Here is a 12962-nt window from a genome sequence, read left to right as displayed (position 1 = left end):
GTCGGCCGGGGACGACGGGCGCTGTCGCCGTGCCGGGGAACGGCCGATGGAGTGACTTGGTTACGCGATCCGAGGCATACGAGGGACCCGTCCGGTGAACGACGGGGCGCGGGCCGGTGCCGGCCCGCCCCCGCCGAAACGCGGTGTCGCGGCGCCTACTTGACGGCGCCCGCCATCACGCCGGACACGAACTGCCGCTGGAACGCGAAGAACACGACCAGCGGGATCACCATGGAGATGAACGCGCCGGGCGCCAGGACGTCGACGTTGCTGCCGAACTGCCGTACCTGGGTCTGCAGCGCGACCGTGATCGGCTGGCTGTCGGCGTCCGTGAAGATCAGCGCGACCAGCATGTCGTTCCACACCCACAGGAACTGGAAGATGCCGAGCGCGGCGATCGCCGGACCGCCGAGCGGCATCACGACCCGGAAGAACAGGCGCAGTTCGCCCGCGCCGTCCAGCCTGGCCGCCTCCAGCAGTTCCCGGGGGATCTCCGCGAAGAAGTTCCGCAGCAGGAACACCGCGAACGGCAGCCCGAACCCGACGTGGAAGAGGATCACGCCGATCAGGGAACCGAAGATGCCGATGTTGCCGAAGAGTTCGGCGATCGGGATCAGCGCCACCTGCACGGGCACCACCAGCAGCCCGACCACGCCCAGGAACCACCAGTCGCGGCCCGGGAACTCCATCCACGCGAACGCGTAGCCGGCGAGCGCGCCGATCACGACGACCAGGACCGTCGCCGGGACCGTGATCAGCACGGTGTTGAGGATCGAGTCCGTGATGTCGCTGTTGCCGAGGAGCTTGTCGTAGCTGTCGAAGGTGAGCTGGGAGGGCTTGCTGAAGACCTCCCACCAGCCGCTCGCCGTCATCTCGTCGGGCGGCCGCAGCGACGACAGCAGCAGCCCGATCGTCGGGACCAGCCAGAACAGGCCCACGAGGATCAGGAAGACCCGCACCATCCCGCCGCTGACGAAGGAGACGAGCCGGGCGCCGAGGGAACGCCCGCCCTCGACGGCGGTGAGCGGCTCGGGCGCCGCCTCGGTCAGCCTGCCGGCGTCCGCACTCATCGCCGCACCTCCCGCCTGAGCCGACGGACGTTGAACCACATCACCGGGATCACCAGCAGCAGCAGGAACACCGAGATGGCGCTCGCGACCCCGGGCTGGTCCTCGGAGAAGCCCTTGCGGTACAGCTCCAGCGCGAGGACGTTCGCGTCGTCCTGCGAGGAGCCCGGCGCGATGATGAAGACCAGGTCGAACACCTTGAGCACGTTGATCATCAGGGTGACGGTGACGACCGCGAGGACGGGCGCCAGCAGCGGCACCGTGATCCGGCGGAACACCTGCCACTCGTTGGCGCCGTCCACCCGGGCCGCCTCCAGCAGGTCACGGGGGATGCCCGCGAGGCCCGCCGCGATCAGCACCATGGCGAAACCGGCCCACATCCAGATGTACGAGCCGATGATGGCCGGGGTGACCAGGGACGGGCCGAGCCAGTCCACGCCGTTGTACGGCTCCTTGAAGTTGTCGGCCGGGAGCCGCAGCCGGGCCCCGTCCGCCGCGGCCGGCAGGGTGAACGTGCCGTCGTCGGCGGCCGTCGTGGACGCCACGACCTCGCCGCCCTTGACCGCCTCGATCTTCATCCCGGCGTAGCCGAGTTCGGCCGGGTCGATACCGCCGAGGGTGCCGACGCCTTTGCCACGGGTGAAGTCCTGCCAGGTCGTGCCGGTGACCTGGTCCGGGTCCGCCGTCGCCTGCCCGGCCTTCGCGGCGCTGTCCGGCATCTTGTCGGGGGCCACGCCGACGAGCGGCACGGACACCGGGGTGCCGGCCCGGACGGGGTCCTTGGTGAGATAGCCGCCGCCGGGCGCCGCCCGGAGCGGCGACTCCCGGCCCGGGTGGGCCTTGGGGAACGCGGACGACTGCGCGAACGTGTCGTGGACGCCCACCCACACCGCGTTCGCCACGCCCTTGTCCGGGTCCTGGTCGTACACCAGCCGGAAGATGATGCCCGCCGCCAGCATGGAGATCGCCATCGGCATGAAGACGACCAGCTTGAACGCGGTGCCCCAGCTGACCCGCTCGGTGAGCACCGCGAAGATCAGGCCCAGCGCGGTCGCCACGGTCGGGGCGAACACCACCCACAGGACGTTGTTCTTCAGGGCGGTGCGGATGCCGTCGTCCGTGAACAGCGCCTGGTAGTTGTCGAACCCGGCGAAGGAGTCACCGGACTGGTCGTAGAAGCTGCGGAAGACCGAGTACCCGATCGGGTACACCACGAGCGCGCCGAGCAGCACCAGGGCGGGCAGCAGGAACAGCACCGCCACGGTTCTGCGCGTACCGGTCACGCTCCTGCGCGACTTGGGCGCGGCGGGGGCCGGACCGGCCCCCGCCGTCTGCGCCGACGCCATCGCGTCAGTTTCCGTACGCCGCGGCCGCGTCGGCCTCCAGCTTCCGCTGGGTGCCCGCGACGTCCGACGGGTTCTTCAGGAAGTCCTGCAGCGCCTTCCACTCGCCCTTGCCGGGTGTGCCGCCGAACGCCTGGGGCGCCTGGTCGGACATGTCGAAGCGGAAGTCGTCGCCGGCGTCGATGAGCGCCTTCGCCATCCGGCGCTGCACCTCGTTGGGGTACGCCGCGTCGTCCACGCTCTTGTTCGGCGACAGATAGCCGCCGAGCTTCGCCTGGATCGTCGCCGCGTCCGGGAGGCGAGGAAGGTGGCCAGCGCCTGCGCCGCCTTCGAGTCCTCCAGGACGACGGCCGCGTCGCCGCCGGAGACGACCGGCGCGGTGTCACCGACCGTCGGGAACGGGAACACCTTGGCGTCCGTGCCGACGTCCGCCTTCGCCTGGGTGATGTTGACCTGCGCGAAGTCGCCCTCGTAGACCATGGCGGCCTTCGGCTGGTCGCCGCCCGTGAAGGTCTGGGTGACCGAGGTCGGGAAGTCCGTCTGCAGCGCGCCCTTGGCGCCGCCCGCCACATAGTCCTTCTTGCCCCACACCTGGGCCAGCGCGGTCAGCGCCTCCTTGACGGACGGGTCCGTCCACTTGATCTCGTGCTTCGCCAGCTGGTCGTACTTCTCGGGGCCGGCCTGGGAGAGATAGATGTTCTCGAACCAGTCCGTGAGCGTCCAGCCGTCCGCGCCGCCGACCGAGAACGGGGTGACACCGGAGTCGTACACCGTCTGGGCGGTCGTCAGCAGCTCGTCCCATGTCTTGGGCTCGGCGGCCCCCGCGTTCTCGAACGCCTTCGCGTTGTACCAGATCAGGGACTTGTTGGCGGCCTTGTAGTAGACGCCGTACTGCTTGCCGTCGACCTTGCCGATGTCCTGCCAGCCCTGCGAGTAGTTCTCCTGCAGCTCCTTGAGCGCCTCGGCGCCCAGCGGCTTCGCCCACTTCTTGTCCACGGCCTGCTTGATGGCGCCGGGCTGGGGCAGCATCGCGATGTCCGGCGGCCGGCCGCCCGCGACCTTGGATCCGAGGAAGTTGATGATGGGGTCCTGGGCGGGCACGAACTTGACCGTCGCGCCGGTGCGCTTCTCGAACTCCGCCAGGACCTTCTTGAAGTTGGCCTGCTCGGTGCCCGTCCAGACGGCCGCGACCTCCAGGGTCTCGCCGTCGAGCTTCGGCAGGGTGACGGTGGAGGCGGACTCCTTGCCGGATCCGCCGTCCTCCTTGCCGCCGTCCTTGTCGTCGCCGCCGCAGGCGGTGAGGGAGAGGGCGAGGGCGCCGGCGAAGACGGCCGCCGCGGCCCTGGCGGCCCTGTGTGTCCGGTTCCTGCTGCTCGTGCTGTGCATCACTGCCCCGTTCTTCGTGCCTCGTCGAACGTTCGAGCGCTGTCCCGTGGGTCTGGTCTACGCCCTGCCCCAGGGGTCGGCAAGACCGCGTCCTCTGTCAACTCGGGGATCGTGACCGCCTCGTGACCGGGGATCAGCCATCGGCACGAATCAGCCGCGTCACAGCAGCGAGGGCACCCCGGGGGCCGAGACCTCGCGGGCCGCCCGCTCCAACGCGCTGGCCAGCAGGGCCAGGTCGGTCGGGCCGTTGCCGAGCTCGCGGACCGGGCGCCGGGCCGGGGGGTCGCCCATACGGTGCCACTCCAGGGGGACGACCGTGGGCCGCAGGGTCGCGGTGCGGGGGATGCGGCCGGTGACGCGGCCGCCCTGGAAGGGCACCGCCCGTCCGTCCGGCCTGAGCAGCCGGCCGCGGCCGGGCGCCGGGGCGTCCGGGCCGGTCGTCACGGCGTCCAGAGCCACCCGCAGGGTCGCCCGGCGGGCCGGCTCCGACTCCGCGGCCCGGCCGCCGGGCCCGGTCGCGGCGACCAGATGTACGCCGAGCCGCTCGCCGTCCCGGGCGACCGCCTCCAGTGCCCTTATCACCGACCCGGCGGCGGGCCGGCCCGGCGATCCGAGGGCGGGGTGGACCAGGGCGTCCAGGTCGTCCACGACCACCACGAGCCGGGGCAGCGGCGGCACGGCGTCCGCCTGCCGGCGGGCGGCGCCGGGCCGCAGCCGGATCGTCGCGCTGGGCGGCGACTCCAGATCGCCGTCACCGGCCACGACCGCGCGCTGCGCGACCATCCGGCCCGACAGCTCCCGTCCGGTGTGCCACTCGGTGAAGTCGGAGCGCCCGAGCAGCTCGGCGCGCCGCTTCAGCTCGGCGCTCAGCGACTGGGCGAACTCCCGCATGCGGACCGGGTCGTTGGCGGTGAGATGCGTGGTGACATGCGGGACGTCCGTGCACACGCCGAGGCCTTCGCCGTGGCCGCCGCCCGCGCCGGTGGTGTCGCGGCCGTCGATCAGCACGATGCCCAGCCGGTCCGGCCGCTCGGCCGCGGCGAGCGACGCGACGACGGCCCGCAGCAGCTCGGTGCGCCCGGCGGTGGGCGGCCCCTCCACCAGCAGATGCGGCCCCTCGGCGCCGAGGTCCACGCCGACCGGCCCGTGCGGACCGGCTCCGAGCACCGCGCACACCCGGCCGCCCAGGGCCTGGGTGTCGTCGGCCGCGTCGGCCCAACGCGCCATCAGGGACGCCGGGGTGGCCCGCGCCAGACCCAGCTCGTCCAGCAGCCGGGCCGACTGGGGCAGCGGCACGGACACCCGCACCTGGCCCTCCCCGGCCGCCCGGTCGGTGCGCAGCGGCGCCAGCGCCCGCGCGAAGCGCTCCGCCCAGGCGGCGGACACGGCGTCCACGGTGGCGACCGTGCCGTGCCCGACCGGGCCGCGTACGCCGGGCGCCGCGCCCTCGTGGCCCGCCTCGGCCCCGTCGGGCGCACCGCCGTCGGGCGCGACCCGCATCAGCCGCAGGGCCGTCGCCACATCGCCGCTGAGCAGCGCGACGGCGCCGCACGCGCGGAACGCCGGCGCCACCGCGCAGGCCGCCTCATAGGTGTCCGTGACCGGAGAGGCGGGCGAGGCCGCCGCCGTCTCGGCGAGACACACCACATGGATGCCGGCCCGCGGGCCCTCCAGGGCGAGGCGGGCCACCGCCTCGCGCAGATCCGCGCCGCCGGGGTCGCCGTCCACGACGAGCACGGAGTACGGGCCCGTGAACTCCGGTGTGCCGGCGGCCGGTTCGCCGTCCCGCGCCCAGGAGGGACGGTGCCCGGCGGCGCGCGGCGCGGAAACCCGGCCGTCCGGGGCCCGCTCGCCCTCGTCGCGCGCCGTCAGGTCCTCCAGGCGGCGCAGCAGCTCGTCCACGCGCGCGGCGGCCTGCTCACGGTCGTAGGCGAGCAGGAGCCGGCAGTCCTGGCCGTGGCCGGGGCGGACATGCGGCAGCCAGCCCAGCCACGCCCACTCGGCGGTGCGCTCCGGCACCGGGCGGGCCCGGTCCGCGCTGACGAGCACGATCTCCAGGGTGTCCGGCGAGTGCAGCGCGGCGAGCTGGGCGAGCACCGCGCGGGTCAGCCCGGTGAGGCGCTCGCGCGGACCGGCCAGCCCCAGTGCACCGGCCTCGCGCAGATCTGCGGTCACCGGCACGGCGGGCAGCAGCCCCGAGCCGTCGGGCGCCGCGCGGTCGGCGGTGCCGAGGCGCACGGTGAGAGCCTCGGGATGGCCGGGGGCGCGCTCCCAGAGCCGGGGGCCCGGGCCGAGGGCCGTCAGCAGCAGGGACGCCGGGTCCGGCCAGGTCTCCGGCAGCATCGAGCCGCGCCCGGCCGAGGTGGGACCGGACGGCTCGGCCGGCTCGTCGTCGTGGTACTCCCCGTCCGGGGCGGGGCCGGGCTCGCCGCGTCCGCCGGCCAGCCGCCGCGCCCAGGCCGACAGACCGCCGCGCCTGCGTGACCCCGAAGGGGCGTCGGTGCCGCGGTCGCGGCCGGCGCCCGGCACGGGCCGGGGTCCGTCGAGCGGGCCGACCTCGAAGCCGGTGACGTGGGTGTCGCCGTCGCGCGGGTGCGGGACGGCGCCGTGCGGGCCGGTGCGCTCGGCCCGGGGCGCCCCGCCCTGCGCGGGGACGACGGGCGAGCCCGGCTCGGGGTGGTCCGGGGCGTGGGCGGCCGGGGTGCCGTCCGTCGCGCGCGCGTGGGTTGCCGGGGTGGCGCCGGGCCCTTCGCCGCCCTGCGGGCACACGCGCACATGCCCCTCGCCGTCCGGCTCCGTGGGCACCCGCGCCCCCGGGCCGCCGGCCGGGGCCAGCCGCAGCGTGGACTCCCCCAGGCGCAGCAGGGCCCCGGGGACGAACCGCACCGGGCGGGTGGTCAGCCGGGTGCCGTCGAGCGTCGTGCCGTTCGTCGAGCCGAGGTCGGCGACCGCGACGCGGCCGTCCGCGCCGACCGTGACCGCGCAGTGCAGCCGGGAGACGTCGGGATCGTCGAGCGGGACGTCGGCGTCGGCGGAGCGGCCGATGCGGATCTCGCCGCCGTGCAGCAGATGGACACCGCCCGCGTCCGGGCCCGCCACGACGTGCAGCTGGGTCGGGGCCTCGTCCAGCTCGGGGTGGGGCTCCGGGGCCGCCGGGGCGCCCAGGGACAGCACCGCGCCGTCGGTCAGCGGGGGCTCGCCGAGGGTGCTGCGCCGGTCGTCCAGCCGCTCGGTGCCGGCGTAGAGCACGACCGGGCCGCCGCCGCGCTCGCCCTCGCCGCCGCGGGCGGAGCCGCTCTCCCCGGACACCGCGGAGGCCAGGGCCGACGCCACCGCCGACAGGGCCGTGCCCGCGGGCGCCGTGACCAGCACGTCGCGGCTCGCGGTGGCGCCGCGCGCCACGGAGGGCGGGGCCGACGGGTCTACGACGGTCAGCCGGATCTGCATCGGCGTCAGCGGTCCCTTCTGCGCGCGGGCGCGGGCACGGAACCACCCCACCCCACACGAGCACATCGGCCAGTACTCCCCGCATCCTCGCACCTGCCACCGACAACCCGCCCCCCGCCCGAAGGCAAGTGATCTTGATTGGTCGGCTCTGCCCGTAAAAGTGCCGGACAACGGCCCAGGCGGTGATCACTTGAGATCGCTCACGTCCGTTCACGGCAACCACGGGACTGAGCCGAGCGTCTTTCCTTCGAACATGTACGGGAGGCCGTACGTAAGACGCACAGAATGACGACCGCCGGTGCCGAGGGGCACGGCACTACAGTGGGTCGGAACGTAGGCAAGCAGCAGGGAGCGCGACGTGCGGCCGGTAGGCAGCAAGTACATCCTCGAGGAGCCGCTGGGTCGCGGCGCCACGGGGACCGTCTGGCGAGCCCGCCAGCGGGAGACCGCGGGCGCCGAGGCGGCCGTGCCGGGACAGCCCGGCGAGACGGTCGCGATCAAGGTCCTCAAGGAGGAGCTCGCCGGCGACGCGGACATCGTCATGCGCTTCCTGCGCGAACGGTCCGTGCTGCTGCGCCTGACCCACCCCAATATCGTCCGGGTCCGCGACCTGGTCGTCGAGGGCGAGCTGCTGGCCCTCGTCATGGACCTCGTCGAAGGTCCCGACCTGCACCGCTACCTGCGCGAGAACGGCCCCTTCACCCCGGTCGCGGCGTCCCTGCTCACCGCCCAGATCGCCGACGCGCTCGCCGCCAGCCACGCCGACGGCGTCGTCCACCGCGACCTCAAGCCCGCCAACGTGCTGCTGCGCCAGCAGGGCGGCGAGATGCACCCGCTGCTCACCGACTTCGGCATCGCCCGTCTCGCTGACTCCCCGGGTCTGACCCGCACCCACGAGTTCGTCGGGACGCCCGCCTACGTCGCGCCCGAGTCCGCCGAGGGCCGCCCGCAGACCTCCGCCGTCGACATCTACGGCGCCGGCATCCTCCTGTACGAGCTGGTCACCGGACGCCCGCCGTTCGGCGGCGGCTCCGCCCTGGAGGTCCTGCACCAGCACCTCAGCGCCGAGCCGCGCCGGCCCTCCACGGTCCCCGACCCGCTGTGGACCGTCATCGAGCGCTGCCTGAGCAAGAACCCCGACGACCGGCCCAGCGCCGAGAACCTCGCCCGTGGCCTGCGCGTGGTCGCCGCCGGTATCGGCGTGCACGCGAACTCCGCGCAGATCGCCGCCGCCGAGGGTGTCGGCGCCCTCCTCGCCCCGGACCCCGCACCGGCCACCGTGCCGGGCTCGGCCGACCCCACCCAGGTGCTCCCGCACGGCGCCGGGTCCTTCGACCCGAACGCCGCGACCAGCGTCCTGCCGCACAACGGCGCCCCCGGCGCCGCCGACCCCACCGCCGTCCTGCCGAACTCGGGCGGGCGCGGCGCGGCCGACCCGACGGCCGTGATGCCCCCGGTGCCGCAGGGACCGCCCGGCGGACCCGGCCCCGAGGACCCGCACCCCTGGCAGAACCAGCTGCGGGCCGCCCGCGACCGCAACGAACAGACGCAGGTCCAGTACCTCGACCCCAACCAGGACCCGCTGCGCCGGCGCCCGCAGCGCCAGGTGGCCCGGCCCCAGCGGCAGCCGCAGCAGCCCCCGCCGCCCCAGCAGCAGCGCCCGCCGCAGCGCGGCCGCCAGGGCGGCTACGCCCAGCCGCAGCAGCACCAGCCGCAGCCCTACGCCCCGCCGCGCCAGGCGCAGCAGCCCCCGCAGCGCTACGCGCCCGAGCCGCAGCGCCCGCAGCGCGAGCCGAGGGAGCCCCGCCGCCGCGGCGGCAACCCGATGCGCATCCCCGGTCTGGGCTGCCTGAAGGGGTGCCTGTTCACGATCGTCATCCTCTTCGTCGCCGGCTGGCTGGTGTGGGAGCTGAGCCCGCTGCAGGGGTGGATCGGCACCGGCAAGGGCTACTGGGAGCAGCTCAGCAGCTGGTTCGGCGCGGTCACCGACTGGATCGGCGACCTCGGCGGAGACTCCGGCACCGGCGGCGGCACCGGCACGGGCACCGGCTGACCCCACCCCGCACCCGCGACCCTCACGGCCGTACGACCCCACCGGGGACCGTACGGCCGTGGTGCGTCCGGCGTGCTGTGTCTGGGGATTTGTCGACACCCGGCGGGTGATTTCCGCCTCCGCGGTGAAGGCGGGGCGCACGACCGCGTAGTTTTGTCGACCGGGGGTTCCCAGGTCTGTCGGCTGGGGGTCCGGGGGTCGGCCCCGGGAGGACGCAGCGGCGGCACAACGCGTCGGTAGGAGCAGTCTTGGCACGGAAGATCGGCAGCCGGTACACCGCCAACCAGATCCTGGGGCGGGGCAGCGCCGGCACGGTGTGGCTGGGCGAGGGGCCGGAGGGACCCGTCGCCGTCAAGCTGCTGCGCGAGGACCTCGCCTCCGACCAGGAGCTCGTCGGGCGCTTCGTGCAGGAGCGCACGGCCCTGCTCGGCCTGGAGCACCCCCATGTCGTCTCCGTCCGCGACCTGGTGGTCGACGGCAACGACCTCGCGCTCGTCATGGACCTGGTCCGCGGCACCGATCTGCGCACCCGGCTCGACCGGGACCGCAGGCTCGCGCCCGAGGCGGCCGTCGCGATCGTCGCGGACGTCGCCGACGGCCTCGCCGCGGCCCACGCGGCCGGTGTCGTCCACCGGGACGTGAAGCCGGAGAACATCCTGCTGGACATGCAGGGCCCGCTCGGCCCCGGCGGCGCCCACCCGGCCCTGCTGACCGACTTCGGTGTGGCCAAGCTCATCGACTCCCCGCGTCGCACCCGCGCCACGAAGATCATCGGCACCCCGGACTACCTCGCGCCGGAGATCGTCGAGGGCCTGCCGCCCCGCGCGGCGGTGGACATCTACGCCCTCGCCACCGTCCTCTACGAGTTGCTGGCCGGCTTCACCCCGTTCGGCGGCGGCCACCCCGGCGCGGTGCTGCGCCGGCACGTCACCGAGACGGTGGCGCCGCTGCCCGGCATCCCGGACGAGCTGTGGCAGCTGATCGTCCAGTGCCTGGCCAAGGCCCCCGCCTCCCGGCTGCGCGCCTCGGAGCTCGGGGCGCGGCTGCGCGAGCTGCTGCCGCTGGTCGCCGGGATGCCCCCGCTCGACGTGGACGAGCCCGACGGGGAGCCGGAGGAGGACGAGGCCTCCCCCGCCGAGGCGGCCGTCCCGGCGGGGGAGCGGGTACGGCGGCGCGGCGCGGTGCCGCTGGTGCCGGGAGCCCGGCCCGCCGACTCCAACCGGGACACCCACACCTCGATGCGGGTCCCGGCTCCGGACGAGCTGGCCGGCGGCGCCCGCGGCACGGCCCGGGTGCCGCGCGCGGCGGGCGCCCCGCGCCCCGGCGCGGCCCGGCACCGCGCCGCGACCCGGCGGCGCCGGCTGGCGCTGGGCGGCGCCGCGGTGGTCCTGGTGGCCGCCGCGGGCGTGGGCACCTGGCTGGCGGTCTCGGACGACGACGCCGGGGCGACCCCGAACGACACCCGCACGACGGCCCCCGCGACCCCCTGACGCGTCCCCGGGCGGGCGGGGGGCCCGGGAAGGGCGGCACCCGGAGCTCGCCGCCCTGCGGAGCCGTTACGCTGGAGGCGTGGCAGTCGTCGATGTATCCGAAGAGCTCAAGTCCCTCTCCTCGACCATGGAGTCGATCGAGGCCGTTCTGGACCTCGACAAGCTGAGGGCAGACATCGCCGTGCTCGAGGAGCAGGCGGCCGCGCCGTCCCTGTGGGACAACCCGGACGAAGCGCAGAAGATCACCAGCAAGCTCTCCCACCTCCAGGCGGAGGTGCGGAAGGCCGAGGCCCTGCGCGGGCGGATCGACGATCTCGCCGTGCTGTTCGAGATGGCCGAGGAGGAGGACGACCCGGACACCCGTGCCGAGGCCGAGTCCGAGCTCACCGCCGTCCGCAAGGCGCTGGACGAGATGGAGGTCCGCACGCTCCTGAGCGGTGAGTACGACGCCCGTGAGGCGCTCGTCAACATCCGCGCGGAGGCCGGGGGCGTCGACGCCGCCGACTTCGCGGAGCGGTTGCAGCGCATGTACCTGCGCTGGGCCGAGCAGCACGGCTACAAGACCGAGATCTACGAGACGTCGTACGCGGAGGAGGCCGGCATCAAGTCGACCACCTTCGCCGTGCAGGTGCCGTACGCCTACGGCACCCTCTCGGTCGAGCAGGGCACGCACCGCCTGGTGCGCATCTCGCCGTTCGACAACCAGGGCCGCCGCCAGACGTCGTTCGCCGGTGTCGAGGTGCTGCCCGTGGTGGAGCAGACCGACCACATCGAGATCGACGAGTCCGAGCTGCGCGTCGACGTGTACCGGTCCTCGGGCCCCGGCGGACAGGGTGTCAACACCACCGACTCCGCCGTGCGGCTGACGCACATCCCGACCGGCATCGTCGTCTCCTGCCAGAACGAGCGGTCGCAGATCCAGAACAAGGCCACCGCGATGAACGTCCTCCAGGCCAAGCTGCTGGAGCGGCGCCGCCAGGAGGAGCAGGCCAAGATGGACGCCCTCAAGGGCGACGGCGGCAACTCCTGGGGCAACCAGATGCGGTCGTACGTGCTGCACCCGTACCAGATGGTCAAGGACCTGCGCACCGAATACGAGGTCGGCAACCCCGAGGCCGTGTTCAACGGTGAGATCGACGGCTTCCTGGAGGCCGGGATTCGCTGGCGCAAGCAGCAGGAGAAGTAAGAGAAACCATTTGTCGACAAGGCAACTGCCGCCCACCCGGCGGCAGTTGCCTTTTGTGTACCTGCATGTCTGGGTTTTACATCACACTCACAGCTTCCAACCCCTGTCAAAGCCCTCGTAGTTGGACATCGCGCGCGCAACGGCCTTGACGTGCTCTTGAAAAATGGGAAGGGTGAAGCGTGGCATGCGTATTTCTGGGGCGCATGTGAACCGGGGGGCTCGAGTTGCGTTACCTCCGTCGATCACGGCCGGCCCCTGAACGCCGCCTCTCTGACGATTCAGCTACTGGGGGTAGCAACCAGATGACCAAGAAGACGCGGATCCGTATCGCGCGCCTCGCCGCCGGTGCCGTGATCGCGGCCGGCGCCTCGCTGACCGCAGCCGGCGCCGCCTCCGCCGCGGAGACCGAGGACTGCATCCTCGGAATCTGCCTCGGTGACGAGGACCCGACCACTCCGCCGCCCACCGAGGAGCCGACGGACCCGCCGACCGAAGTCCCGACGGAGCCGCCGACCGAAGAGCCGACGATCCCGACGGAGCCCACCGAGGAGCCGACGGAGCCGCAGGAGCCGACCGACCCGGCCGAGCCCACCGACGAGCCGTCCAACCCGGGCAACGGGAACGGCAACGGCGGCGGTAACGGCAACGGTGGCGGCAACAACGCCGACCCCGACGGTGGCACGTCCACCCAGGAGGAGGGCTCCTCCTCGCTGACCGACACCGGTTCGTCCGCGACCGGCACCAGCACCTCCGCCCAGGGCGGCGGCGCCGAGCTGGCCGACACGGGTGCCGAGCAGACCACGTTCCTGCTGGTCGGCGCGGCCACGATGATCGCCGGCGGCATCGGCTTCCGCGTCCTTCCGCGTCTCGCGGGCGGCCGTGGCGGCGCTGCTGCCTGACGGTAGCCGGCACGCCTACGGCGCGTGACCGACGACTGCACAGGCGAGGGGCCCGGAGCGAATCGCTCCGGGCCCCTCGTCATGTCGGTTC

The 12962-nt window shown here is 73.9% G+C and carries 7 protein-coding genes and 1 pseudogene; 4 read left to right on the top strand and 4 right to left on the bottom strand.

From position 1 onward, the window contains the following. Window positions 1-155 precede the first annotated feature (155 nt). The 4 genes and pseudogenes from DC008_RS13375 to DC008_RS13360 form a co-directional block, all read right to left on the bottom strand. Window positions 156-1070 carry a carbohydrate ABC transporter permease gene (locus DC008_RS13375; RefSeq protein ID WP_108707170.1) on the bottom strand — a complete coding sequence of 305 codons (915 nt, stop codon included), beginning with the start codon at window positions 1068-1070 and terminating at the stop codon, window positions 156-158. Beyond that, window positions 1067-2413 (bottom strand): carbohydrate ABC transporter permease, encoded by a 1347-nt coding sequence (locus DC008_RS13370; RefSeq protein ID WP_164492305.1) that lies wholly within the window; start codon window positions 2411-2413, stop codon window positions 1067-1069. The genes DC008_RS13375 and DC008_RS13370 overlap by 4 nt, the downstream gene beginning before the upstream one ends. A gap of 4 nt (window positions 2414-2417) precedes the next feature. Then, window positions 2418-3796: pseudogene (locus tag DC008_RS13365) on the bottom strand (ABC transporter substrate-binding protein). Window positions 3797-3955: 159 nt separating this feature from the next. Continuing rightward, entirely contained in the window at window positions 3956-7243 is a 3288-nt protein-coding gene (locus DC008_RS13360) for an FHA domain-containing protein (protein ID WP_108710678.1), read from the bottom strand. 358 nt (window positions 7244-7601) lie between these two features. Here DC008_RS13360 and DC008_RS13355 point away from each other — a divergent pair, with 358 nt between their 5' ends. The 4 genes from DC008_RS13355 to DC008_RS13340 all read left to right on the top strand — a co-directional run bounded on the left by DC008_RS13355 (window position 7602) and on the right by DC008_RS13340 (window position 12871). Beyond that, window positions 7602-9296, top strand: coding sequence for a serine/threonine-protein kinase (locus DC008_RS13355; RefSeq protein WP_108707169.1), 1695 nt, complete (start codon window positions 7602-7604; stop codon window positions 9294-9296). A gap of 248 nt (window positions 9297-9544) precedes the next feature. Further along, window positions 9545-10786, top strand: coding sequence for a serine/threonine-protein kinase (locus DC008_RS13350; RefSeq protein ID WP_108707168.1), 1242 nt, complete (start codon window positions 9545-9547; stop codon window positions 10784-10786). A 79-nt stretch (window positions 10787-10865) separates the two neighbouring features. Continuing rightward, window positions 10866-11972, top strand: a complete 1107-nt coding sequence (prfB, locus tag DC008_RS13345) for a peptide chain release factor 2 (protein ID WP_062668774.1) — start codon at window positions 10866-10868, stop codon at window positions 11970-11972. Window positions 11973-12274: 302 nt separating this feature from the next. Further along, the gene (locus tag DC008_RS13340) at window positions 12275-12871 is read left to right on the top strand and encodes an LPXTG cell wall anchor domain-containing protein (RefSeq protein ID WP_108707167.1); all 597 of its coding nucleotides are present in this window, start codon (window positions 12275-12277) and stop codon (window positions 12869-12871) included. Window positions 12872-12962 lie beyond the last annotated feature (91 nt).

Origin of the sequence: Streptomyces nigra, assembly GCF_003074055.1 — a bacterium.
GTDB lineage: Bacteria > Actinomycetota > Actinomycetes > Streptomycetales > Streptomycetaceae > Streptomyces > Streptomyces nigra.
Note: the sequence above shows the minus strand (reverse complement) of the source record. Positions and strands in the feature narration are given on the sequence as shown.

What these genes read in the sequence shown, in the direction of transcription:
- DC008_RS13375 (WP_108707170.1), bottom strand. Translation starts at nt 1,070, where the DNA reads ATGAGTGCGGACGCCGGCAGGCTGACCGAGGCGGCGCCCGAGCCGCTC.
- DC008_RS13370 (WP_164492305.1), bottom strand. Translation starts at nt 2,413, where the DNA reads ATGGCGTCGGCGCAGACGGCGGGGGCCGGTCCGGCCCCCGCCGCGCCC.
- DC008_RS13360 (WP_108710678.1), bottom strand. Translation starts at nt 7,243, where the DNA reads ATGCAGATCCGGCTGACCGTCGTAGACCCGTCGGCCCCGCCCTCCGTG.
- DC008_RS13340 (WP_108707167.1), top strand. Translation starts at nt 12,275, where the DNA reads ATGACCAAGAAGACGCGGATCCGTATCGCGCGCCTCGCCGCCGGTGCC.